At 50.2% G+C, this 25,113-nt stretch carries 16 protein-coding genes; 15 read left to right on the top strand and 1 reads right to left on the bottom strand.

The annotated features are described in order from the left end of the window. The first annotated feature begins 461 nt into the window (after window positions 1-461). The 3 genes from F0L74_RS27095 to F0L74_RS27085 are packed head-to-tail and all read left to right on the top strand — an operon-like array spanning window position 462 to window position 4,902. Complete coding sequence (locus tag F0L74_RS27095) at window positions 462-2,816, top strand: Clp protease/crotonase-like domain-containing protein (protein ID WP_149841033.1); 2,355 nt, start codon at window positions 462-464, stop codon at window positions 2,814-2,816. A 15-nt stretch (window positions 2,817-2,831) separates the two neighbouring features. Next, on the top strand, window positions 2,832-4,127 hold the full coding sequence (locus tag F0L74_RS27090; protein ID WP_149841032.1) for a hypothetical protein: 1,296 nt from the start codon (window positions 2,832-2,834) through the stop codon (window positions 4,125-4,127). A 4-nt stretch (window positions 4,128-4,131) separates the two neighbouring features. Then, the gene (locus F0L74_RS27085) at window positions 4,132-4,902 is read left to right on the top strand and encodes a hypothetical protein (protein ID WP_149841031.1); all 771 of its coding nucleotides are present in this window, start codon (window positions 4,132-4,134) and stop codon (window positions 4,900-4,902) included. 46 nt (window positions 4,903-4,948) lie between these two features. Here the strand turns inward: F0L74_RS27085 and F0L74_RS27080 are convergent, their stop codons facing one another. Further along, a complete protein-coding gene (locus F0L74_RS27080; RefSeq protein WP_149841030.1) occupies window positions 4,949-6,382 on the bottom strand; it encodes an amino acid permease in 1,434 nt (477 codons plus the stop codon). A gap of 719 nt (window positions 6,383-7,101) precedes the next feature. On the opposite strand from F0L74_RS27080, the gene F0L74_RS27075 reads away from it, so the two are divergent. The 12 genes from F0L74_RS27075 to F0L74_RS27020 all read left to right on the top strand — a co-directional run bounded on the left by F0L74_RS27075 (window position 7,102) and on the right by F0L74_RS27020 (window position 25,111). Continuing rightward, window positions 7,102-7,380 carry a type II toxin-antitoxin system RelE/ParE family toxin gene (locus F0L74_RS27075; protein WP_149841029.1) on the top strand — a complete coding sequence of 93 codons (279 nt, stop codon included), beginning with the start codon at window positions 7,102-7,104 and terminating at the stop codon, window positions 7,378-7,380. Between the two features lie 11 nt (window positions 7,381-7,391). Beyond that, window positions 7,392-7,721 carry a HigA family addiction module antitoxin gene (locus F0L74_RS27070; protein WP_149841028.1) on the top strand — a complete coding sequence of 110 codons (330 nt, stop codon included), beginning with the start codon at window positions 7,392-7,394 and terminating at the stop codon, window positions 7,719-7,721. Between the two features lie 151 nt (window positions 7,722-7,872). Continuing rightward, window positions 7,873-8,469 carry an RNA polymerase sigma factor gene (locus F0L74_RS27065; RefSeq protein ID WP_149841027.1) on the top strand — a complete coding sequence of 199 codons (597 nt, stop codon included), beginning with the start codon at window positions 7,873-7,875 and terminating at the stop codon, window positions 8,467-8,469. Between the two features lie 707 nt (window positions 8,470-9,176). Further along, entirely contained in the window at window positions 9,177-10,124 is a 948-nt protein-coding gene (locus tag F0L74_RS27060) for a FecR family protein (protein ID WP_149841026.1), read from the top strand. Between the two features lie 192 nt (window positions 10,125-10,316). Continuing rightward, window positions 10,317-13,724 (top strand): TonB-dependent receptor, encoded by a 3,408-nt coding sequence (locus F0L74_RS27055; RefSeq protein ID WP_188316188.1) that lies wholly within the window; start codon window positions 10,317-10,319, stop codon window positions 13,722-13,724. Window positions 13,725-13,743: 19 nt separating this feature from the next. Continuing rightward, window positions 13,744-15,207, top strand: coding sequence for a RagB/SusD family nutrient uptake outer membrane protein (locus F0L74_RS27050; protein WP_188316187.1), 1,464 nt, complete (start codon window positions 13,744-13,746; stop codon window positions 15,205-15,207). Window positions 15,208-15,296: 89 nt separating this feature from the next. After that, window positions 15,297-18,581 carry a glycosyl hydrolase gene (locus tag F0L74_RS27045; protein WP_149841023.1) on the top strand — a complete coding sequence of 1,095 codons (3,285 nt, stop codon included), beginning with the start codon at window positions 15,297-15,299 and terminating at the stop codon, window positions 18,579-18,581. Window positions 18,582-18,594: 13 nt separating this feature from the next. Further along, window positions 18,595-19,878: a glucuronyl esterase domain-containing protein gene (locus F0L74_RS27040; RefSeq protein WP_149841022.1), complete on the top strand. Its 1,284-nt coding sequence runs from the start codon at window positions 18,595-18,597 to the stop codon at window positions 19,876-19,878. Between the two features lie 202 nt (window positions 19,879-20,080). After that, window positions 20,081-20,608, top strand: a complete 528-nt coding sequence (locus F0L74_RS27035; RefSeq protein WP_149841021.1) for an RNA polymerase sigma factor — start codon at window positions 20,081-20,083, stop codon at window positions 20,606-20,608. 64 nt (window positions 20,609-20,672) lie between these two features. Then, window positions 20,673-21,722 carry a FecR family protein gene (locus tag F0L74_RS27030; RefSeq protein WP_149841020.1) on the top strand — a complete coding sequence of 350 codons (1,050 nt, stop codon included), beginning with the start codon at window positions 20,673-20,675 and terminating at the stop codon, window positions 21,720-21,722. A gap of 49 nt (window positions 21,723-21,771) precedes the next feature. Next, window positions 21,772-22,692 carry a TonB-dependent receptor plug domain-containing protein gene (locus F0L74_RS27025; protein ID WP_149841019.1) on the top strand — a complete coding sequence of 307 codons (921 nt, stop codon included), beginning with the start codon at window positions 21,772-21,774 and terminating at the stop codon, window positions 22,690-22,692. Next, the gene (locus tag F0L74_RS27020) at window positions 22,625-25,111 is read left to right on the top strand and encodes a SusC/RagA family TonB-linked outer membrane protein (protein ID WP_149841018.1); all 2,487 of its coding nucleotides are present in this window, start codon (window positions 22,625-22,627) and stop codon (window positions 25,109-25,111) included. The genes F0L74_RS27025 and F0L74_RS27020 overlap by 68 nt, the downstream gene beginning before the upstream one ends. Window positions 25,112-25,113 lie beyond the last annotated feature (2 nt).

Here is a 25,113-nt window from a genome sequence, read left to right as displayed (position 1 = left end):
GCGCCCATATTAATACTACTGGCATATTTATTCTTCAGAGGGAAAACTCCTTTTTTAATCGGTATTCTTAAAAAATAATTTTGGCACTTTCAAAAAAACGCTACTTTTGGCCTACTCAATTGGCAACCAGGACAATAATCGGGCAAGAAACTACTGTTTCAGCATAACCATTACCACGTAGAGTACTTAAAGATTTCACAAGAGCTTATACTATTTGTCGCAAGTTTATTTTTTCGGGAATGATTTAATCTGTCGTAATCAAAGTCAATATTTGTGGATGCATTGTGTTTATCCCCATATACAAGCGTACAGGGAACGATCAGTGATTTACATATAACTTATACCTGTCAGTATTAGATAGTCCTGCTCCCATAGAGAGTACTCCGCGCTGCAAATAAGCCGCCATATCCCCAAAAGAAAGACCCGTACGTATACATGTTGATAAACAAATATACCCCTATATGAAGGTAACAGGCAAAACCAATGAGAACGTCCTCATAACTGGCCGCTATTACTGTCAGGATCATCCGGCAATAGAATCTGATTTCGCCAGGGACCAGCATTTTCCCTCCTGTCATTTCCACAATCACGAAACAATATGGGAGCTGAAACAAAGCAGTTCGGCCGGACAAAACACTCAGGAAGAAAAGCCGGAAACGGAAACGCCACAGGCATCCGCTGCGCAGCCGGAAGATAAAGACGCTGATGATGTACAGATAGATGAGCAATACAAGAAGGGATTCAACTATGCATTGCTGGGCGGCCATGTAGATGCGGTCATAAAAGAAGAGACCACACGGGCGCAGGATATCATAACGTTAAACGCAGAAAAATATCAGCGTCAGCTGGATGTCCTGCGGGCGCAATACATCTTCCTGGATGACCAGCTCCAGGAAAAGGATTTGCAGAAACAGGCGTTTGCTGCCAACCTGCCTGCATTACGCAAGGAGTATGAAGATCTAAAGGCAGAGATCAAAGCCTACCGCCTCGAGCTACGGGCCGAAGTAACGAAGATGGGAGAGCTGAAAGAAGATCTCGTTTCCAAACGCATAGAGAGGTTCGGCCAGGAGATTGAGAAATTGACCCAGGTCTACCACGGTATAGAAGATAAGAACAACACCAAATTCAGGACAGACCTCGCTACTAAAAAGGTCCGCCCGGAGGACAAACAGTTCTATGAGGACTATCGCACCAAACTACAGCAATCCTTTGAATTTGTACAGAAAAGGATCAGTATGTACGAAAGGGAAGGACTGAACAACATTATTGCCGGCTTTTTAACCACCATCGGGTGGATTGCCGCTTTCTGCTGCAGCTGGTTCTTTGAATCGTGGCGGGAGACAATGGCGGCCCGGGGACAGGGACAGCAGGCTACCGGCTTACTGACATACATCCTGGATCATCTTCGCCTGTTTGCTGCCGGCCATTCCTGGTGGGTAAGCGCATTAACCCTGTCCGGTTACCTCTTAACGGTCATGCTGATCGCCAGGTATTGTTACATGCGCTCAATGGCAGAGAAGTTTATAACAAGGGAGGATGATAAGGCCGGGGCCGGACAGAAGGATAACATTGAGTTTAACACTGAGTCAGATTCCCTGATCAAAGGCCAGTTTAAAGCAAAGAACTGGTATGAGCTCTGGTTAAAGATAACGCCATTTATTGCGGCGGTGGTATTGCTGGTAGGGATCCTGGCATTCGCCACGCCTCAAACGGGTTATGGCGATAGCTATCAGGCGCTCAGTGAATCATTGGCCTTACAGGTAATAGGTTTCCTGTTACCGGTGGCATTCTCTGTGATCGTTTTCTTTTATATCACGCACGTGATGGAATCAAGGGTGCTGCGCCCCAGGCAGGATGCTAATGCGGTTCCCAAACGTAATTGGGAGATTGCCGTGTTTATGTTGTCTATAGTTGGACTGATAGGACTGCTGATGGCCAGCCGTTTTGTCGATACAAGTACGCTTAACCTGATACACCCCTGGGGCTTTTTCATTGGCAGCATTTGTACTGGTCTTGCCCTGGGATACGGCTACCGCATCATCTCCTTATATGAGTCTTATGAGGAGTTGATCAACAGGATACATCATGTCAACCAGTTCATTGACTGGACATTCTATCCGCGGGAAATATCTTATTCCAAAAGCAATGAGGTGATCGGCAAAACGCACGAGCTGTATAAATCACTGTTGGATCTGATGGCCCACCGCAACTACCGCGCTATTCATCTGTTGAGCCCTGAGTTGAAGATCACTATAGCGTCGCCCACGGAAGCGGAGAAAAACAACGATAATGAACAGGAGGAGGCTTCGCCGGAAAAGGAAACTGAAAAAGCAAACCCTGTTAAAAGATTGATGAACCTCTTTTCAGACGTACTGACAAGGGTAGTACAAGGTTGGAAGTGGAAAGTAAAGATGAAGGAGGATAAGATAAAAGAGCTCGAAAGAAAGATCGAAGAACTAAAGAAAGAGACCGTCAGCGTGGATGAATGGACCTACTACCCCGGTCCGGCCGCTAAAATAGAAGAGTTGAAGGCCTGTATAAAAGAGCTGGAGAAAAGCCGCGATGAGCTGAAAGAAGAATTGGACGGATATTATAGCAATACAAAAACATACGGTCTCCTTAACCAGCAAATAACGCAGATAGTGCGCGATAAGGAGGTGTTATCCCTAAAGATTGCGCTGATAGAAGACAATATGATAAAAGAAAAAGAGAAAAAGCTGGATGCGCTGGACTTCAGGGTGAATAACATCTCCCAGGGATACCAGGTCGGCCGTCATCACTGGGATAATCAACCTAATCAACAAAGCGCCAATTAATAGATAAGCAGCAACATGATTACACCACAAAATATCAATTGGTTCAGAAAACTAGGGAATAGGTTCCTGAAATGGCTACGCGAATTATTTAAGGGTGATGGAACAACCGCCGCTACAAAAGAAAGCAGCCAGGAACGGGAGATCCGGGAAAACCGCGAAGAGCTGGACAGGGCGATCAATGTATTTAGCGGGCAGACCAGCCTGAATGTGAATGAAGATAAACTCTCAGATGCCATCAATAGCTACCAGTGTCACGAAGAAAAGACCTTCGAGAAACAGGGCTATGACGACGGAGTTAAAGGCATACGGGATGCGGCCATCAGTACCCCGGCAAGAGCAAGGGCCAGCTTTGTGGTGGAACACACAAATGCTATACTGGAAGGTAAGATAGCAGGTTTGAGGATTGCATCCGAGGCAGAGGCAAGCAAGATAGAGGCAATTGATGCCCGGATGACCACAGAAAGTATATTCAATAAGACCATCCTGAAGATCAGCCGGGAAAAACCAGGTTTATTTGGCCGGTGGGCCCTCCGGCTTTATATCATCGCAGGTTTTTCCCTGATGATAGCAGACTTCCCGGTATCAATGGCCATCTCCCATCACTTTATTGACCCGCCGGCAGACCTGGCAGATACTTTTAGAGCCAAGCTCCTTTGCCCGGAAATATTAATGTTTTCTTTGGGTATCACTTTCCTGGGGCTTTTCTTCAAAGTGTTCTTTGATGAATTTATTGATAAAGGTATTATTCCTGATAACCTTGATACCGGAAAGGATGACGACACCCCGTACGCCAGGTTCAAGATGGCAGGCAGGATATCAGTAAAGCTGGCGATCCTGTTGGGCTTGATAATCCTGCTCTATAATATTGGGCAAATAAGAAGTTTTCTCGACACTACTGATGGTATTGATCCAAAAAATATTAGGATGACGCCGCAGATGAAAGGATTCAAGCTGTGGAGTTTTGTAGGCGCCACGATACTACTGCCATTGATAAGCGGTGTATGCTTGTCCAAAGGGTTCAGCATCCTGTCTAATATCCGGAACTTCAGCAAAAGCAATGCAGCCCTGCAAAAGCTGCAAAAAGAGAAGGACGGCCTGCATGCTAAAAAGATCAGGGTGGATACAGTAGGTAACATGTTAGGGTCATTGCAGACGCAATGGAACAAAGAAAGTAAAATAGATGCGCTGGCGCAGCTGCTCACTAAATCCTATAATCAAGGCTATAAACGTGGGTTTAAAACAAAATATGGAGAGAATATTTACAGGACCGCGCATGCCGTATATGTTGATCATCTTAATTCCAATTACTAAGCATATGATAACAGTTAAACAGGCTTTATATATCCTCCTGGCCGTTCCATTCATTCAGGGATGTTATATCACCACTCCAAAGAAAAGGGTGATCATACTTTCAGACGTGTCAAACAGCGTGTTGCTGACTGGCTCGCCAAATAAAGAAAGCGGGAAGCTTATAAAGCTTAAGGAGTATGTGAAAGAAATACCAGGCTACTTCCCGCCGGGATCGGAGTTATTTTACTATCCGGTAAGTAATAACCTGGTATCCCCTCAGTTGGGCGAAGAAATAGCGCTACGTGCCCAAAGAAGAAGTGAACTAACAGCGCAGCGGAATCGGATCGATACTGAAACGACTAAGATATGTGTTGCAATAGATGATCTGGCGCAAAGGGATCCCAGTTCCTGTATATTATTATCCGTAAAAAGGGCAATTGAGCGTTTCAATGAGCTCGGGAAAAATCAGACAGGAGAATATTCCAATGAACTGGTTATTATTTCGGATATGATAGAATGCTGCAAGGTACCAGCCTCCGGTAAGATTAATATGTCTGTAACAGATCCGGCACAGCTCCGGAACGCCCTTTCCCTTTTCGATAAAGTGAATATAGGCGAGTTGGATGCATCTAACCTTGGCCTCCGGGTAACTGTATTGGTAAATTCTCCATGGGCAGGAGTCCTGTACTCAGATATAAAAGACGCATGGAGGAAGAAGTTTATAGATATCGGTATCAAACCGGATAGTATTTCCTTTGCCACTGATCTACGCAGCGCTATTGGTAAAAGGTCCTAGACGCCATAAACAAAAAGGCCCTGGCACCAGGGCCTTTTAAAATAATTTATACCTCCACACGCCTCCGCTTCACCATCCAATAACAAAAATACAAAAACACCAGCCATCCCGGGATCAGCGCCACCGGCAACCACATACCCGTAATACACATCAGCGCCAGAATACCCAACAGGAACACCAGGCATATATAATTAGACACCGGGTAAATAAACGAAGGGAATTTAGTCTGCATCCCCGCGTCCTGTTTGTTTTTCTTAAACCGCAGATGCACCACAGAGATCATCAGCCAGTTAATGATCAGCGAAGACACCACCAGCGACATCAGCACTTCCAGCGCCTTTTCCGGTATCAGCTTGTTCACCACGATACAGATGGCGGCAAACAGCCCGGACACCAATATCGCCTTCACCGGTACATGGTTCTTATTCAGCTTCGAGAGAAAAGCCGGCGCATTGCCCTGTTCCGCCAGGCCAAACAGCATCCGGCTGTTACTATATACACAGCTGTTATAAACAGACAGCGCCGCTGTCAATACGATCAGGTTCAGCACATTCGCGATCAGGCTGGTAAAATAGACCGTCTTCCCCAGGAATGTGAATTGGAATCCTTTCAGGCTCTCAAATACCATCACAAAAGGGCTGCTATCGGTCGTGATCTGTTTCCAGGGAGATAAGGAGAAAAGGATCACCAGCGCGCCTACATAAAAGATCAGGATCCGGTAGATCACCTGGTTGGTGGCTTTGGGAATGGTACGCTCCGGCTGGTCGGCTTCTGCGGCCGTGATCCCGATCAGCTCCAACCCCCCAAACGAGAACATGATCAGCGCAATAGCGGCAAACAATCCCTGGTAACCGCCTTTCCCATCTGCCTGCAACAGGCCTTTAGGGAAAAAGCCGCCGTCATTCCACAGGTTCCCTACGTTGGCCTGTGCCCCGCCGCTGCCGCTCAGCAACAGGTAGATACCAAAAACGATCATGGCTATAATAGCCACTACCTTAATAATGGAGAACCAGAACTCCGCCTCTCCATATACCTTCACCGCGCTCAGGTTTAAGGCATTGATGGCAATAAAAAAGAATAGGCTGGAGCACCATAAGGGGATCTCCGGCCACCAGAAATGTACATAGATACCGATAGCCGTTAGTTCCGACATGCTCACCAGGATATACAGCACCCAGTAGTTCCAGCCTGCCGCAAAGCCGGCAAAGCTGCCCCAGTAGCGATAGGCGAAATGACTAAAACTACCGGAAACCGGTTCCTCTACCACCATCTCGCCTAGCTGCCGCATAATAAAGAAAGCGATCAGGCCAGCCATGGCGTAGCCTAAAATAACGGACGGACCGGCCATTACGGCGGCAGGTCCTATGCCCAGGAACAACCCGGTGCCTATGGCCCCACCCAGGGCGATCAGTTGAATATGCCTGTTCTGTAATCCCCGTTTAAGCTGCTGCGCTTCCGGGTTGGTTGCTGTTGTTTTCACGGTGTATAACTGGATATCTTCACAAGATGCAGGAATTTCGGGAAAACTGGGAAGTTATTTTGGTGGAAGGTTACACCGTTTATCAGGTTGACTATCTGCTGCAGCTACAATGATCCATACGTCCCCCCAGTCTCCCGGTTGCAGGAAAACAAGCTGCCCGGCGGCTTTCATAAATAGATGACTCCCAGTCAAATGGCCGCGCCCGTTATCTCGTAATTACTACTTGTTTTAGTAGATTTTACCCTTTTATTTGATTGATTTACAACCACATGGATGTTAAGGGGTGGTTAACACCCGCCAATTCCATACACTCACGGAGAAAAATGAACGTTTTACGAAATCCCCTCACATTGGAAATCAACCAGGTAATACCTTTGTTATAGGTTTTTCATAGGATATGGTTAAAAAGAAATTGGGCGGTATTCTTACCGCCTTTTCCTTTTTGTAACGGCCCCAATTCTTTCCCCAGGGATGATAGCTAGCCACGTAAAGAAATACCCTTTATAGTATTGCCTCTCTTTTAATACCAGTATCACTTATTCACGGATGATGCAGACAGGCATAAACATGATCCTGTTGACAATGATTTTTTTATTGCTTGTTTTGCAATTATTTATATATTGCGCATCCGCTTTGTTTCTCCACAATAAAAACCAATCATTACACCACCCTAAAAAAAAAGATTTGTAACCTGTAACGTTACATGTTACCTTTACATTATGATCGTTAGCATACAGCACAGAGGCCTCAGAAGGCTCTGGACAAAAAACGATGCTTCCAGGCTGCCCGCCGATCAGGTCGAAAAGATTAGAGACATCCTAAGTTTACTCGACGCAGCCGATAAAGTGAGCGATATGGCTTTTCCCGGCTCCTGCCTGCATCCGCTTAAAGGAGACCTGGATAATTACTGGGCAGTAACCGTCAAGACTAATTGGCGTATTATTTTCCGGTTTGAAAAGGGTAAAGCCTATCTGGTTGATTATATTGATTACCATTAAAAAGCCGTATTATGTTAAAAAAAGCAATGCCGCCCAGCCATCCGGGCAAGATCTTAAAAAACCTCTACATGGAGCCTTTAGGGCTTGCTATTGGTGATGCCGCAGATAACCTGGGCATTACCCGCAAAACATTATCCATGTTACTCAATGAGCGCCAGGGCATCAGCGCAGAAATGGCATTACGCCTGGCAAAGGCGTTCAATACCACCCCGGAGCTCTGGATGAACCTGCAAACTAACTATGATCTATGGAATGCCGGCCAGAACGTGGTACTGTCCAGGATCAAGGTTTTCCGCAAGCCTAAGACCCCGCCTGCTGAGGTATCGGCAAAAAGTAGGTAAAGCCGCCCGCTCCGTATAGGAATGCGGCAGCATACCCCAACCCCCGACAAGGACACCACAGGACACCCCTTTTTACCAAATAGTTTATATTGGACAGCCAGAAGACAGCAGCCGGCCAACAACCGGTTGCCGCCATCAATATTGTTTTGATATGCCGGACAATATAAATTCCACCATCACCGACGAAGAACTGGTCAGATTACTCAAAGCCGGTCACCGGCCCGCGTTCGACAACATATTCAACAAGTACTGGTCCAGGCTCTACATCGCCGCTTTCAACCTGCTCAACAACCGCGAAGCCGCGGAAGACATCGTGCAGGAAGTGCTCGTGCAGCTATGGCTCAAAAGGGAGAACCTTGAAATAGCTCATCTCAATGCCTTCCTCTACGCCGCCATACGATACAAAGTATTCGACGCCATCCGCGCTGGCAAATTAAGGGAGAACCCCGGCGCCAGGCCTATGCCCACAACCCCAGAAGCTGCCGCCAATGCCACAGAAGACCGCCTGGCCGAAAAAGAGCTCAGACAATTACTCCAACACCACATTGCCTCCCTCCCGGAAAAATGCCGGCAGATCTTCATCCTCAGCCGTGACGCCCAGCTGTCTACCCGTGAGATCGCCCAACTACTGGGCTTAGCGCCCAAAACCGTCGAAAACCAGCTCACCATCGCCATCCGCCGCCTCCGCGCCTCATTGGAGCATTATCTCCATATCGCGGTAATACTCCTATCTCTTTTATTAAGATGATCATCTGCAATCAGTACCACCCCACCCGCATCTCGTATGTATACTATCCTACCGCCTAAAGTTATCACCTTACGTACTACTGCCTTGCCGGCAGGTTCAGTCGTGGGCCTTGGCTGGCGCGGCTCCTACAGCCAACTCCCTACACAGCCAACCCGCGGCAGGCGCAGCCCACGAATGGACCCTGCCGGCATGGAGGTTTTCCATAACAATCCCATAAGCCAATGAACGCTTATATACACCATTCCTACCGAAGAAAAGTTATCGCCTTACGTACTACCTGCCTTGCCGGCAGGTTCAGTCGTGGGCCTTGGCTGGCGCGGCTCCTAGAGCCAACTCCGTACGCAGCCAACCCGCGGCAGGCGCAGCCCACGAATGGACCCTGCCGGCATGGAGGTTTTCCATAACAATCCCATAAGCCAATGAACGCTTATATACACCAGTCCTACCGAAGAAAAGTTATCGCCTTACGTACTACCTGCCTTGCCGGCAGGTTCAGTCGTGGGCCTTGGCTGGCGCGGCTCCTACAGCCAACTCCCTAATCAACCAACCCGCGGCAGGCGCAGCCCACGAATGGACCCTGCCGGCATGGAGATTTTCACAACGATCCTTAAATCCACAACAATCCCCAACCATCCATAAACAAAAAAAAATCCCCTCCCTTTGGGGGTTAATCGCTTCTCATACGACATATACCCGTAACCACCCTTATGAACCAGGATCAACTAAAACAACTCATCAATAAATACCTCGACGGCCACGCCTCCCGGGACGAGATCGCCGCGCTCTTCCAATATTACGAAGACCACCAGGCAAACACCGCCTGGAACGCAGCCCTGATGGGAGAGCAAGATCAAATAAAAACCCGGCTACATAATAAAATTACAAACGAGATCAACCAAAAGAAAAACAAAATAATAAACATAACCCGCATCGCCGCCAGCATTGCGGTACTAATAAGCCTCGCAACCTGGCTGCTATTCTCCCGCCACAAAGGAGAAGAAACGCACCTGCTCACAAAAGCAGCCCCCGCAAACCGTACAGACAGCCTCCGCCTGCCAGACGGCACACAGGTCGTGCTAAACAGAGGCACCACCATCACCTACCCGGAACGCTTCGCGGCAAACGAACGGAAGATCACCCTAACCGGCGAAGCCTTCTTTGACGTGGCCCCGCAACAAGCGCCATTCATTATCCAGGCCGGCAACACCATCACCCGCGTACTCGGTACCAGCTTTAATATACGCGCCTATGAGCGGGATGAGCGGATAAAGATCGCCGTTGTCACCGGCAAAGTGAGCGTACAAACCACCCAGGCAGCGCCCGTGCTCCTCGTCCCCGGACAGGAAGCCATTTATACAAAGAACACCCATACCATCAGCAAGGCAACTGCAGATCCCGCGTTGGCCATCGCCTGGAAAGAAGGCAAGATCAGGTTCCGCAATACGCCTTTCCCGGAAGCGGTCGCCGCTTTAAGCGATATGTATAACGTAAAGATCAGCTACCGGGAGAACCTAAAGAACTGCCAGCTCTTCGCTGATTTTAACCGCGATGATAAAGTAGAAGATATACTTGATTTCGTGTCCCGTTCCTTAAACGGTAAGCTGTCCCGTGACAAAGATGGGGCTTATTGGCTAACAGGCCCGGGATGCAGATAATAGAAGACCAATGCCATAAAACAAAGATCCCGGCATAAAGCCGGGATAAAAAGTAATAATAAAAATAGTGTACATGCCAGGATTTCCACACCACAGGCAATGGACACTTCATTGCTAAAACTTTTCAATTCCAAAGTTATGAAAAAAAGATCGCCTGCGTGCGAGGTACGGGTGCGTCATATCCCCCTTGTTATGAAAACTAGTATGCTAACCAGCCTCTTTATTGCGCTCTTCATGTCCCTGGCATGGGCAAAAACTACTTACAGCCAGGTACTGGAGAAAAAGATCACGGTAACATTAAACAACTTACCGCTCCATCTTGCATTGGATAAGCTGTCCGCTGTTTCCGGCGTTAACTTCGTTTTTGCTGGGAGGGTAGATGCTGCAGAGAAGGTGCAGATCTCCGCCCGTAATGAAGAGCTGCGGGTAGTATTAAAAAAGCTGCTGCAACCTTATGGCCTGGTATACGAAGTGGTGAACAATACGATCATCCTCAAATATCCCGGTCCTTCGCCATCGCCCGTCACCGCGCCATCATCGCCGCCGCCAGTGCAGCAGCAACAACCGGTATCTGGCATTGTAAAAGATGCACAGGGGCTGCCATTGCCCGGCATTGTAGTGATCGTGAAAACAACCAACACGGCCACTACGACGGACGAGAACGGGCATTTCTCCCTCAATGCGCGTAGCGGTAACGATACGCTTGTCTTTAAATCCGTAGGCTACGAAACGATGGAAACCGCCATCAACGGCCGTACCACATTGGAAGTAGTAATGAAAGCGGAACTAAAGCTCCTCAACCAGGTAGTAGTAGTCGGTTATGGTACGCAGAGTAAGCGGGATGTTACAACCGCCATCGCTACATTAAAAGGAGAGAAGATCGCAGACCTGCCCGTGACCAATGCAACACAGGCATTGGTCGGCCAGGTATCTGGCGTATACCTGCAACAGGGTAGTGGCGCCCCGGGAGAAGCGCCTTATGTCCGCATCCGCGGTAATGGCTCCATTACCAGCGGCAACGGTCCCCTCTACGTGATAGATGGTTACCCCACCAATGATGCCTCATTGCTCAATGCCTTACCACCCCAGGATATAGAAAGTATGGACGTACTAAAGGACGCGGCATCCGCTGCCATTTATGGCTCCCGGGCAGGCAATGGCGTGATCATCGTCACCACTAAAAGAGGCAAGGCCGGCAAAACACGCTTTAACCTCGATGCTACTTCTGGCTTCGAAACAGTGATGCACAAGTACGAGCTGATGAACGCACAACAGTTCGTCGAAATGGCAAAAGAAGGCCTTACCTATCAGAACAGGCCCATCCCTGGTTTCCTCAACCAGCCGGAACGCTGGGCCAACACAGATTGGCAGGATGTGATCTTCCGCAACGCTCCTTACCAGAACTATCAGCTCAGCGCCTCTGGCGGAAGCGAAAGGGTGCAATTTTCCATTTCCGGCGGTTATACAGATCAGCAGGGTACATTAAAAAACACCTTCCTGAAACGGTATAATATCCGCGCGGCACTGGATGCCAACCTTACAGACAAACTGAAAGTAGGTTTCAATATCCAGCCTTCGTTCAGCCAGCGCCGTGTACAGCAAACCACCGGCGGCAACACCTCCACCGGGGTAGACGGTATCATAGCGGAAGCATTGACCATGCCGCCCATCCTGCCCGTATGGCGGAGCAATGGGGATTATTTCGTCATCACCCAGGACCCGGAAATGAAGACTATCTTCAACGATGAGCTGTCTAACCCGCTGGTAAAACTGGATGCCAATAAAGACTATTTTAACACCTTCCGGCAAACCGGTAATGTCTACCTGGAGTATGCGCCGCTAAAAGGCCTTAAGCTGGCCACAAGGTTTAACGTTGGCCTGGTGAATGAAAAAGAGGAATGGTATGTAGAGCCTTTCCTGGCCCGGGGCAATGGCAATACCGGCAACATCTCCACGCCCAACCTGGCCCAGATAAAGGCCCGCCGGAACAACACTACAAAAATAAACTGGTACTGGTCCAACACCGCTACCTACGATTTTTCATTAAAGAGTGGTCACCATTTCACCGCCCTGCTGGGCTACGATGTATCCCGGCAGAATGATTTCTTTGTCACGATAGAGCCCCGCACAGATAAAGATAATCCGGTGGCTTTTGTGAACCAGCAGGTAAAGAATGTACAGGGCGCTGTGCTCACCAAAGCTACTTCCGGCAACAGTGAATATGTGTTCGACGCCGTTTTCGGCAGGATCAATTATAACTACAACAGTAAATACCTGCTGTCCGCCTCCCTCCGGAGCGACCGCTCCAGCCGTTTTGGCCCGGATAACAGGGTAGGTATCTTCCCCTCCGTGTCCGCCGGATGGAATATCTCAGAAGAGCCTTTCCTCCAGGATCATCCGGTGATCTCTACTTTGAAGATAAGGGCCAGCTATGGGGAAACAGGCAACGACCAGCTGGCGGGTTATTATCCCTGGATAGCTACCATGCAACGGGAGTACTACAACTTCGGCGCGGCAGATGCATCCGTGGTGGCATACCGCCCCGGCGGTTTTTCCAACTTCGATCTGGGATGGGAGAAGAACAGGCAAACAGATGCCGGCATTGATATCGGCTTGTTTGATGAACGTATAGGCCTCACCATAGATGCCTACAAACGGAACAGCAATATCATCCTCTCTGCTGATCTGCCCAGCATCAACGGCAAGGCCAGCTCCGTTATACAGAATATAGGCAACGTAGAGAACCGCGGCCTCGAAATAGCGCTTAACACCGCTAATATCAGGTCTGCCTTCAACTGGAATACCAATTTCAACATATCATTCAACCGCAACAAGATCGTAAGCCTGGCCTCCCGTCAGAACCAGCTGGCCAACCAGGGCGTAGTGCGCAACTATGTGGGCCGGCCTATGGGTGATTTCTACCTCTATATCGTAGATGGTACGTTTAACAATGCAGACGATCTGTCAAAGTACCCTAAGCTGGGCTCTCAGGGCATCGGCGATCTGCGCTACCGCGATGTGTCCGGCCCCAATGGCAAACCGGACGGAAGGATCACCGCGGATGACCAGGTATATGCAGGCAACTACCAGCCGGATTTTGTATTTGGCCTGGGCAACAGTTTCTCCTATGGGAACTTTGATCTGAACATCCTGCTGGATGGCGCTTATGGCGCAGAAGTATACCGCAGCCAGGAACTGCCCCTTTCATTAAGCCGCTGGCTGGAGAACGGCTCCGCGGAATCCCTGGGCAGATGGCGCAGTGAAACAGATCCCGGCAACGGCAGGTATCACCGGGCGGGCACCACCAACCTGTCTTCAGATATCGCCGCCAGCACCCGCTACCTGGATAACGGCAGTTTCCTGCGTATACGTAACATTACCCTTGGTTATACTTTCCCGGCCAGGATGCTCAGCCGGTGGAAGATCCAACGCCTAAGGGTATACGCTACCGGGCAGAATATTTACACCTTTACCAGCTACGGCGGCTTTAAGAACCCGCAGGGGAACGGCGCTGGCGACAATGCAACTAACAATGGCGTGGAAAATGGCACCTATCCCATATCCCGCAATCTTTCCCTGGCAGTTAATATCACTTTTTAATCAGCTTAATCCGTATATAATGAAAAAGACCTGGTTACCTATTGTATGTTTTTTTGCTTGCCTGGTCCTCTCATGTAGTAAGGACTATTTTGACAGGTATCCTACAGACCTCCCCGCGGTAGATAACTTCTTTACAGACGAAGTAAGCATCCGGCAGGTCCTCAATGATGCATATTACTCTCTGCGTGGCTCCTACAGGTATAATTTCGTGTTTGGCGATCTGGCGGCAGATGGTGTGTATGACAGTAAGTTCAATAACTCATCCGCACATATTACCATCAACGAATCCAACGTAGTGGCGGATAATATGATCGTCAGCGCTACCTGGGACAGCTCCTACGCTACCATCGCACGCGCTAACCTCGTGCTGAATAATATCGGTAACATCGATATGGACAATGAGAAAAAGTCCCGCTATATAAATGAAGCAAAATTCCTGCGTGCTTTGATGTATTTTAACCTGGTACGTATTTATGGTGATGTGCCACTGATAGTGAAGGACATGAAAACGCCTGCAGAAGCATTCACCTACGGCCGGGAACCGGTGAATAAGGTCTATGAGCAGATCATCACAGACCTGACCGCGGCCCAGGACCTGCCGGCCATGTATGCGGATAACCAGGATATAGGCCGCGCCACCCGCTGGGCTGCTAAAGGCATGCTGGCCAAAGTATACCTCACCTTAAAAAGGTACGCCGATGCCAATACCTTGCTCCAGGAGCTGGTTACCAGCCCCGTAGGCGCCGGCGCTAACAGCTTCCACCTGCTGCCGGATTTTGCCCGTGTTTTTGATGCGGCTAACCCTAATAATGCAGAAGTCATCTTCGCCGTGCAGTATGCCCGTGGATTTGATCCCGCCCAGGGCAACCCCTTCGTGGAAGATGCCTTCGCCAACGAAGACATCGGCACAGGCATCCTCCGGCGGGGTACCGGTACCTTTCTGATGACAGAAGAACTAAGCGCCCTTTATGCAGCCAATGATCTCCGCCTGCAGATGAACAAGCGCTTACAGGGCTCCCGCAGAAGTTATGTGTTCACCAGGAAATACTTCGATGCCGGTATGACTACCAAACTGGATGCCGGGAACGACTGGATCGTACTACGTTACGCAGACATAGACCTCATGTACGCGGAAGTGCAGAATGAGCTGGGCAACCCCACCGCCGCATTCCCCTACCTGCAAGCCGTACGGCAACGGGCTGGGCTTACAACAGATACGCACCTGCAAACAGACCAGGCAGCTATGCGCAGCGCTATAGAATTAGAACGCCGCCTGGAACTGGCTTGCGAAGGACACCGCTGGTTCGACCTGCTGCGCACAGGCCGGCTCATCACCGTCATGAACGCACACTTTAAAAGCAACCTCTCTGATGATGAGATCGGGAAAGGGAACTCAGTAGAGCAATACGAGCTCTTATTTCCCGTGCCGCGGTACCAGGTAAACCTTAACCCGGGTAAGATCATCCAGAACACAGGGTATTAACGGCCGCCATTCATTGCTTGTTAGCCTGGAAAAAGGGATAACATAATGCGTAAACAGCAAAGACCCTATTAAAGACTAATTCATATAAAATGTCGAAACTATCATACAGGCTGATATTATTACTGATCATCTCCGTTGCCGCACAGGCGCAGACAAAGGAAGCATTCCTGCATCCACCTGCCTCCGCTATGCCGCGCACCTGGTGGCACTGGACACAAAGCAACATATCCAAAGAAGGTATCACAAAAGACCTGGAATGGATGAAACGTGCCGGTATCGCGGGCATGCAACTCTCTGACGTAGCGTCAGGCGGTGGCCAGGATATGGACAAAAAAACGCTGTTCGGCTCTCCGGAATGGTTAGATGCCGTACAATACGCAGCGGCGGAGGCCAAACGGCTTGGCCTCGAAATGACCATGTTCACATCCGCCGGATGGAGCCTCACCGGCGGCCCCTGGGTAAAGCCGGAGCAGGCTATGAAGAAACTCGTATGGAGCGAAACAAAGCTGCGCGGTGGAACCTCCTTCACCGGTAAACTGCCGCTGCCGCCAGACAATATCGGGCCTATCCGGAATCTGTCCGCAGGCAATACGAATGCCCATGGTTACTATGCGGATTGCGCCGTTATTGCCTTTCCCACACCGCCGGCGGAAAACAATAACAATACGGAACAGCCAAAGATCAGCTCCGGTACAGGCACACTGGATGCTGGCCCATTACTGGATGATGATCTTAATTCATTCATTACCGTTAGGCCCGCAGGCAAACCCGGGCCGGTATGGATCCAGTTTACCTATGACCATCCCTTCAGCGCAAGGGCAGCTACCATTGCCGGCCGTAAAGGTATTCCCGCCGGCCGCCTGCTGGCCAGCGATGACGGCGCCACATTTAAGGTATTGGCAGAGCTGCCCGGCAAACAGGGATACCGGGGCGGTACAGTAAGAACATTTGCCTTCCCGGAAACACAGGCCCGCTACTACCGTTTCGAATTTACCGGCGCGCCCTTTAAACCGGCAGAGGTCATCTCCCAGGTTACTACACTGCCGGATAGCGCCTATCTCCTCAGTGAGCTGCAACTGCATACCGGCGCACGCATACACCGCTGGGAAGATAAAGCCGGGTTTAACTTCCTCTTCGAATATGAGTCCACCGCTACACCTGCCGTGCCTGCAAATACCGTCATCAAAGCCTCCGATATCATCGTGCTGACACCCAAAATGTCGGCGGACGGTACGCTGCAATGGAACGTACCAAAAGGTAACTGGACCGTCATGCGCTTCGGCTATTCATTGACCGGCGCTAAGAACAGGCCCGCCGTTCCCGCCGGACTGGGATATGAAGTGGATAAGCTAAGCCGCAAACATGTAACAGCCTATATGCAACAGTACACTGCCCCGCTGATGCGTGCCCTGGGACCGCTCTACGGCACAAGCCTGCAATATATGATCATGGATAGCTGGGAGGCTGGTATCCAGAACTGGACAGATGAAATGCCGGCAGAGTTCCAGCGCCGTCGCGGCTACGACCTGCTCCCATTCCTGCCAGCACTGGCGGGCCATGTGGTCAACAGCGCCACAGAAAGCGACCGCGTCCTGTGGGACTTCCGCCGTACGCTGGTAGATCTGTTCGCAGAGGAGCACTATGGTACAGTCACGGACTTCCTCCATCAACAAGGCATCCACACCTACGGAGAGGCGGGCGGCGTATCATTGGAATCCATGGAAGACGCCCTGCTGAATAAAAAATATGTAGACATTCCCATGGGCGAGTTCTGGGTCCGCGATTTGCACCCCTCATCCATGTACTACCAGGATGTAAGAGGCGCCGCCTCTGCTGCGCACGTGTACGGGAAAAACCTGGTAGCGGCGGAAGCATTCACCGGCGGCAATTATGAATCTCCCTACACCCTCAAAAAAATAAGTGACTATTGGTTCACCCAGGGGATCAACCGCCTGGTCTTCCACACATCAGCACACCAGCCGCTGGATACCAAACCGGGTAATACCATGGTAGGCACACATATCAACCGCAACATCACCTGGGCAGAGCTGGCAAAACCTTTCACTACTTATCTTTCCCGCATCGCTTACCTCTTGCAACAGGGACAGTATGTGGCAGATCTTGTTTACCTGCTGAACGAAGGCGCGCCTTCCACCATGCCTTTCTGGGGCGCAGGCCTGCAACCTTCAGTACCGGAAGGGTACGCTTACGACTATATTAATGCAGACGCACTGGTAAGCCGTATGTCAGTAAATGCGGCGGGCAGGCTTACCCTGCCGGATGGTATGAGTTATGCCATGCTGATACTGCCGGCTACCCAACAGATGACCACCCATGTATTACGCCGCATAAAAGCGTTGGTGGATAGCGGCGCTACCGTAGTTGGTCCCCGGCCAACACAGGCGCCCGGCAGATCTGCTTACCCCGCAGCAGATGAAGAGATCAGCCGGCTGGCCAACGATATCTGGGGCGATCTGGATGGCGTAAGCAGGACCATGCGCACCTGCGGTAAAGGCCGCGTAATATGGGGCATGCCCTTGAATGGCGTACTGGATTCATTACACACCGCGCCGGATGTTAGCTATAGCAAACCGCTGGATACCCGCCTGTCCTGGATCCACCGCCGCGATGGCGATAAGGATCTCTATTTTATATCAAACAACACAGATGCCCCCCGCGACTTACAGCTCAGGTTCCGCATAAGCGGCCGCGAACCGGAATACTGGACGCCGGATAACGGGCATACAGCACCCGCCGCCTACCAGATGGACGAGGACTTCACTACCATACCCATGCACCTGGAAGAGCGGGAAGCCGTATTCGTAGTATTTGACAAACCAACAACCGCTACCGCTCGCAACCTGCCGCAAACCGCCACACAAACCCTAACCACCCTGGAAGGGCCCTGGGACATAAGTTTTGCTCCCGGCTCCGGCGCGCCGGAAAAAGCCCGTTTCGAAAAGCTAATACCCTGGACAACACATCCGGATGAAGGCATAAAATATTTCTCCGGCACAGCCGTTTACCATAAGCAATTCGAAGTGAGCAAGGACTTATCAGCAGCCGGTAAAACGCTCATGCTCGACCTTGGCAAAGTGGCAGATATTGCCCAGGTCTATCTGAACGATAAGCCCTTGGATACCCTTTGGAAACCGCCCTACCGCGCCAACATAACAGGCGTGCTAAAACCCGGCGCAAACCGGCTGGAGATCAGGGTCACCAATGAATGGACCAACCGCCTGGTAGGGGATGGGCTGGCGCAGCCGGGCAAAAAAATACTGGCATCCTCGCCACGTTCCTTCGGCCGCCCCTACAAGCTGCAGGAGGCAGGTCTCCTGGGTCCCGTAACCATCATAACAACACAACTACAATAAAAAATACTGGAAGATGAAACGCTATTATATCATAGGCTGCCTGCTTACCCTTATCCAATTGCACACATACGGCCAGGCACAAACGCCGCCTGCCGTGGTAGCCGGCATTCCCGTAAACTACGATGAGCAGCAGGTAGGCGCCTACTCCCTGCCTGATCCCTTAACCGCACAGGATGGCACTAAGGTGACCGATACTGACGCCTGGCTGCATAAACGCCGGCCAGAAATTGTAAAGATGTTTGAAGCGTTACAGTTTGGCAAAGCCCCCGGCAAACCCGCCGGTATGCGCTTCGAAGTATTTGATAAAGGCACGCCCGTATTCGGCGGCGCAGCTATCCGTAAACAGGTCACTATCTACCTCTCAAAAGATACCCTGCATAAAATGGACCTGTTGATCTACCTGCCTGCAAAAGCCGTAAAGCCCTCGCCGTTATTGCTCCAGGTCTCATTTTTCCCCAACTCCCTGGCGGTAGAAGATCCTGGCGTAAAACCAGGCTTTATGTGGGATAAGACCGGGCATAAGGTGCCCGCCGTAAAAACCAGGCCCGCCACACTGCCGGTAGAGCGTTTTATCGCTAACGGTATCGGCATCGCAACAGTATATTATGGTGATATAGAACCGGATTTCAAAGAAGGTATCCGGTATGGTATCCGCGGCCTGTACCTCAAACCTGGCGCGGAACAACCGGCAGATGATGAATGGGGCGCCATATCCGCCTGGGCTTGGGGCCTCAGCCGGGCCATGGACTACCTGCAAACAGATAGATCAGTGGATGACCGCCGTATAGCCGTAACAGGCGCCTCCCGCCTGGGGAAAACGGCCCTGTGGACAGGCGCGCACGATACGCGCTTCGCCCTCGTGATTGCCAGCATCTCCGGCGAAGGCGGCGCTGCATTAAGCCGCCGCAACTATGGCGAAACCGTAAAACATATCACAGATACCTCCCGCTACTTTTATCAGTTTGCGCCTAACTACCACGGCTATAGCGATAAGGTGAGCAGCCTCCCAATGGATGGCCATATGCTCATCTCCCTCGTGGCGCCACGCCCCCTGTTGCTGCAAACAGGTAATACCGATTACTGGTCTGATCCTAAAGGCGAGTTCCTGGCCGCCGTAGCCGCAGAACCAGTGTACCGTCTTTTCGGTAAACAAGGCCCGGGTACAGACGTGATGCCTGCAGCCGGTGATACCAGCCTGCTGCACCCGCTGGGATACTATATGCACGCCGGCGGACATGCCGTACTGCCAGGAGATTATGATGTGTTTATAACCTTTATACACAAGTACATGAAGTAATAATAACAACACCTTACTGCTGATCATAACCGTTCGCATTTCGGGAACGTTTGCGTAATTTTTGTAAACGAAATCCCGATTAATGCGTAAATATGTTACGTGTTGCATGTAAAGAATGAGCGCCAAAACATCGGATTATGCTTGCGCCGGGCCGCTCCCTTCTGCATGTTTCCTGTTTCCACGATTATAAAAAGCGAACGTTATGATTGGCGCAATAAAGAAAGGGGATCACTTTGCGTATGAGCAGGCTTTCTTACTGCTCCGGCACAGGCTGTACGGGTTTTTCCTGCGTAAAACACAATGCCAGGAAGATGCGCGCGACCTGGTGCAGCTGACTTTTCTAAAACTCTGGCAATACCGCCATACCCTCGATGAGGAGTTCTCCATTGAACAGCATATCTTCAGTATTTCCAGGACCGTATTTATAGATTACCTGCGCAAGCAGCAAACAGAAATAAAAAGGAAAAGCGCCTCCCAAAAGGAAAAAGTTTGTTATATCTCCGAGGACTTCGACATCCGGCAGCAGGTATATACTGTCCTGGACGCCATGCCCCGCATGCGTAAAAAAGTATTTGAGCTCCACCGCTTTCATGGATTGTCATATTCCGAAATAGCCGCGCACCTGTCCATTACCGTCAAATCCGTGGATAACCACATCTCGAAAGCCATGCGCCTCATTAAAAAGATGGTGATAATGATCATTTTACTGCTCTCTCCAATTTTTTTCTAACTTTTTTTAAAACAGGCGGAGGTATTTTTCATACTCGCGCGTATTTACTTATAACGGCGTTTCTATGCATATTGATGATGAACTGGTCCGGAAGTTTTTTGGCCGGGAATGCAACGAAGAAGAGGCAAAGCTGGTCGCTGACTGGCTAAAACAGCATCCTCACGAGGCTGAGCGGTACTATAAGGAAAGCGACTGGATAAACGAACCGGGGGCGGAGCTGCCCCGGGAGGGCTGGGACGTTATGTGGAATGAGCTCTCCCGCAGCACGTCTAAAAAAACGCCGGTTTTACATTGGGGATCCAGTATCGCCGCTGCAGTTTGCCTGCTGTTAGGCAGCCTCTGGTTTTTTTTACCGGGCAAAAAGCCGGATCACCAGCTGGCCGCCAGACTGCCTGCTGACAGTGTCATCATCAGGAATGATAGCGACACGTCAATAGACCGTACCTTGTCAGATGGCACCATCGTTAAACTGCTGCCCCACAGCGTCATCCGCCTCAGCCTTCCGCAGTGGGATACCGCAAGACAGGTACAGGTAGAAGGCGAGATCGTATTTCATGTGGCGCAAGACCCCAAAAGGCCGTTCATCGCCTACTGCAACAACCTCTCCGTACAGGCGCTGGGTACCGTTTTCTCCGTAAAGGAGCAGCGGACGGCCAAACAGGTAAATGTACGCTTATATGAAGGGAAAGTAGTGGTAAGGCCGGTCAGAGGGAAAGGAGAGCATAGAACGCGCGATTTTGACAGCTTCCTGTTACCGGGACAGGAACTGACCATTTCGCCGGCTTATGATGCGCCACAGGTCACCTGGTTTCTGCAGGGCCAGCACAAACAGGTCGTAGTCGGAAAGAAAAGAAAAGGGGAAATGCTCACCGTACAGCCCACCGGTTGGTATGAATTTACCAACCAGCCATTGGCGGACGTATTCACTACCCTGGAAGTATTGTATGGCGTTCATATTCATTATCATAAGACCACGTTAGAAAAGCTATTTTTTATCGGCCGTTTTGGGCCAGGAGATTCCATCGATTATGTATTAAACACAATTGCGCTGTTGAACGATCTGGAAATAACCACCGGGTCTGACAACCACTATTACGTAGCAAAAAAGAGGTAGCCACTTACCCTTTATTAAACCTTATTTCTTAATACCAGATTGCTTCAATATGACAAAATTGATTGCAGGCATTTGTGCTGCACTGATATTTTGCGGCCTATGCCCGTCAGTAGTAATGGGACAAACTAACTACGGTACCGTAAAGGGGATGGTTAGGGACGAAAATGGTAAACCCGTTCCAGGGGTTTCCGTAATGGCTGTGAATGGCCAAACGAATTTTAAGACCGGCACACAAACAGACACCGCCGGCATCTTTGTATTCCCCCGTCTCCCCGCCGGTGATGCTTACCGGTTTACATTCAGCAGCATAGGTTTCGCAGGAAAAGTAATGGAAGGATATTCCATCCGCCCCAATACCACCACTTCCCTGGTGGCCAACATTGTTCCACAATCCTCCAAACTGGATGATATTGTTATTATAGGATATCAGCAATACCCGAAAGGCGATCTGCTCGCGGCTTCCTCCGGCGTAACAGCTGCAGATCTGAAAACAAATCCGCTCAATAACGCGGCGGAAGTATTGCAGGGAAGACTGGCCGGCGTACAGATCACCATGTCTGAGGGCGCGCCGGGCGCAGATCCGGTCATTAATATACGCGGCAGGGGCTCTATCACCCAAAGCAGCGAGCCTTTGTATGTGGTGGACGGTATCCCCATGGATAATGCATTGACCGTCCTCAATCCACAGGATATAGAGTCGATCAACGTATTGAAGGATGCGGCCTCCACCGCCATCTACGGGTCCAGGGGCGCTAACGGCGTAGTGGTGATCACCACCAAAGGCGGACGTAACACCAACGGCCGCACTATCGTCTCTTACAACATGTTCTATGGCATACAAAAGCTGGCAAAAAAGATAGACATGATGAATGCGCACGATTTCGTGAACTACCAGTACGAACGTGCCTGGTGGCGCGGAGATACCGCCGGCGCTATTAAAACGCTACATCCGTATCCCCACCAATTTTGATACCATCGCTGCCTATGGAGAAGGTTTTGACTGGCAGGATAGGACCATGGGCGCTAATGCGCTGCAATCCTCCCATAACGTCAGCGTTACGGGCGGCAACCAGCAAACAACTTATAACCTCAGCCTCACAGCGGTAAAGCAGGAAGGTATCTTGATCAACTCCAGCCTCGACCGGAAAAACCTCAACTTCAGGCTGGATCATAAAACAACAGGCCGCTTCCGCTTTGGCTTCAACACCCGCTATACCAACCAGCTGATCCTGGGCGCGGGTACTTCAGATGCAGGCGGCGCTGGCTCCAACCGCCTCCGGCAATATACCAGGTATAAACCGGTGATACTGCCCGGCGAGGAAGAGGATACCTACGATCCTACGCTCGATCTCAACAACGCGGGCAACGGCTTTAATATACTCAACCCCATTTTGCTGGCAAATGCGGAAGTCCGGAAGAGATATATCAACCAGTTAAATCTGAATGGATACTTTTCCGTAGAGCTGGTGAAGAAATTGACTTTCCGTTCGCAGGTGGCCTATAATGTAACTTCTACAGAGAACAGATCATTTGACGATACGCTCACCAACAACGCCAAGAGTTATAACAAACAACCCGTCGTATCCCTGGGCAACAACCAGTCTATACAGATCGTAAATTCAAATGTGTTGTCTTATGTCAACCCATCATTGAGGGGGTCCGTGCACAGCCTTTCTGTACTGGTAGGACAGGAGATCCAGAAAACAACAAATACAGCCAATAGCCAGACCATCCGCTATTTTCCGCTGGGCATTACGGCAGACAGGGCATTTAATAACCTGCAACTAGCGGCTGCTTCTACCACCGCTTATCCGCAGTTGCAGCCTGTCAGCTCACAGGTGCCCGTTACGCTGGCTTCGTTTTTTTCAACGATGGACTATAACTACGATCACCGGTATTATGCAAAAATTACTGTGCGGGCAGATGGCTCTTCCTTATTTGGCGAAGAGAACAAATGGGGATATTTCCCCTCTGGCATAGTATCCTGGAGGATCAGCGGAGAACCTTTCTTTGAAAGCAAATGGGTAGATGACCTGCGCGCCCGTTTTTCATACGGTATTGCCGGCAACAACCGTATCACGCCCTTCTCTTACCGCACCCAGTACGTAAGCCCTTCCAGTGGAGGATATGGCCTGAATGGTGTGCTGAACGGCGTATACAACCCATCCAACCTGGGTAATGAAAAACTGAAATGGGAATCGCAGATCGCCCGTAACCTGGGTTTTGACCTGGCCGCATTTCATGACAGGATCAGTTTAACAGCAGACCTCTATTATAATAGCTCAGAAAACCTGTTGCTAAACCAGGCCATCCCTTCTTCAACCGGGTACATTACCCAGTTCCAGAACATCGGCGCCACCAGCAATAAAGGCATCGAACTGCAGCTGTCGGCGGATATCATCAGGAAACAGGATATCAATTATTCGGCTAGCTTTAATATCTCCTTCAACAAAAACCGTATCACCAGCCTGGGGGGCAATAACATCATCCTGCGTAATTCAGGTTGGTTCAGTGGCAGCAATTTTCCCGCGGACTATATCCTGAAAGTAGGCGAGGAGGTAGGTACCATGTATGGTTATATAAACGACGGTTTCTACACCCTCGACGATTTTACAACGGCGCCCTATAGCGATCCGCTGAATCCCGGCCTCACTACGCAGTATACTTTAAAAAAGAACGTTGCGTCAAACGCCAAGATACTCGCAGACCCGCTGCAACCGGGATCCCCCAAGTTTAAGGACCTGAATGGCGATAACGTGGTAGATGCGGATAATGACCGCGCCATCATCGGCCGTTCGCAACCAAAATTCTACGGTGGCCTTAATCAAACATTGCGCTATAAGAATTTCGATCTCAACGTATTCGTCAATTTCGTATACGGCAACCAGGTATTTAATGCCAATAAACTGGAATACGGTAGCGCCTATGGTTCAGAAGTGAACCTGCTTACCAGCGCCAACGGCCGTTGGAAAATGGTGGATGATAAAGGCCGGCTGATCCAGCGTACAGTGAGCTCAGGCGGTAATACCATTATTGTTGGCGCGGATTCTTCAACGTTGAGTGGCATTAACCGCGGCGCCAGCCTGTGGTTTCCCTCTTCCAGCGTAAACGGTTTCTACTCGCAGAGCTACGCCGTAGAAAACGGATCTTATATCAGGATCAACAACGTAACGCTGGGTTACAATTTTCCTAAAAGCCTGCTCTCAAGGATCGGGATCAGCAGCCTGCGGGCCTACATAACAGCCAACAACCTGGCTACCATTACCGGGTATACGGGCTACGATCCGGACGCCAACACCCGGCGCTCTGATCCAACTACCTCAGGCGTTGATTACGCGGCGTATCCAAGGGCCAGAACTTATGTAGTGGGCCTTAATGTTAACTTTTAACT

The organism is Chitinophaga agrisoli (assembly GCF_008386695.1).
In the GTDB taxonomy this organism is placed as follows: Bacteria; Bacteroidota; Bacteroidia; order Chitinophagales; family Chitinophagaceae; genus Chitinophaga; species Chitinophaga agrisoli.
Note: the sequence above shows the minus strand (reverse complement) of the source record. Positions and strands in the feature narration are given on the sequence as shown.

Coding starts and splice junctions, on each gene's coding strand:
- F0L74_RS27070 (WP_149841028.1), top strand. CDS start 7,392: ATGTTAAAAAAAGCAATGCCGCCCAGCCATCCGGGCAAGATCTTAAAA.
- F0L74_RS27060 (WP_149841026.1), top strand. CDS start 9,177: ATGAACCAGGATCAACTAAAACAACTCATCAATAAATACCTCGACGGC.
- F0L74_RS27055 (WP_188316188.1), top strand. CDS start 10,317: ATGAAAACTAGTATGCTAACCAGCCTCTTTATTGCGCTCTTCATGTCC.
- F0L74_RS27090 (WP_149841032.1), top strand. CDS start 2,832: ATGATTACACCACAAAATATCAATTGGTTCAGAAAACTAGGGAATAGG.
- F0L74_RS27095 (WP_149841033.1), top strand. CDS start 462: ATGAAGGTAACAGGCAAAACCAATGAGAACGTCCTCATAACTGGCCGC.
- F0L74_RS27065 (WP_149841027.1), top strand. CDS start 7,873: ATGCCGGACAATATAAATTCCACCATCACCGACGAAGAACTGGTCAGA.
- F0L74_RS27030 (WP_149841020.1), top strand. CDS start 20,673: ATGCATATTGATGATGAACTGGTCCGGAAGTTTTTTGGCCGGGAATGC.
- F0L74_RS27085 (WP_149841031.1), top strand. CDS start 4,132: ATGATAACAGTTAAACAGGCTTTATATATCCTCCTGGCCGTTCCATTC.
- F0L74_RS27035 (WP_149841021.1), top strand. CDS start 20,081: ATGATTGGCGCAATAAAGAAAGGGGATCACTTTGCGTATGAGCAGGCT.
- F0L74_RS27050 (WP_188316187.1), top strand. CDS start 13,744: ATGAAAAAGACCTGGTTACCTATTGTATGTTTTTTTGCTTGCCTGGTC.
- F0L74_RS27025 (WP_149841019.1), top strand. CDS start 21,772: ATGACAAAATTGATTGCAGGCATTTGTGCTGCACTGATATTTTGCGGC.
- F0L74_RS27040 (WP_149841022.1), top strand. CDS start 18,595: ATGAAACGCTATTATATCATAGGCTGCCTGCTTACCCTTATCCAATTG.
- F0L74_RS27045 (WP_149841023.1), top strand. CDS start 15,297: ATGTCGAAACTATCATACAGGCTGATATTATTACTGATCATCTCCGTT.
- F0L74_RS27075 (WP_149841029.1), top strand. CDS start 7,102: ATGATCGTTAGCATACAGCACAGAGGCCTCAGAAGGCTCTGGACAAAA.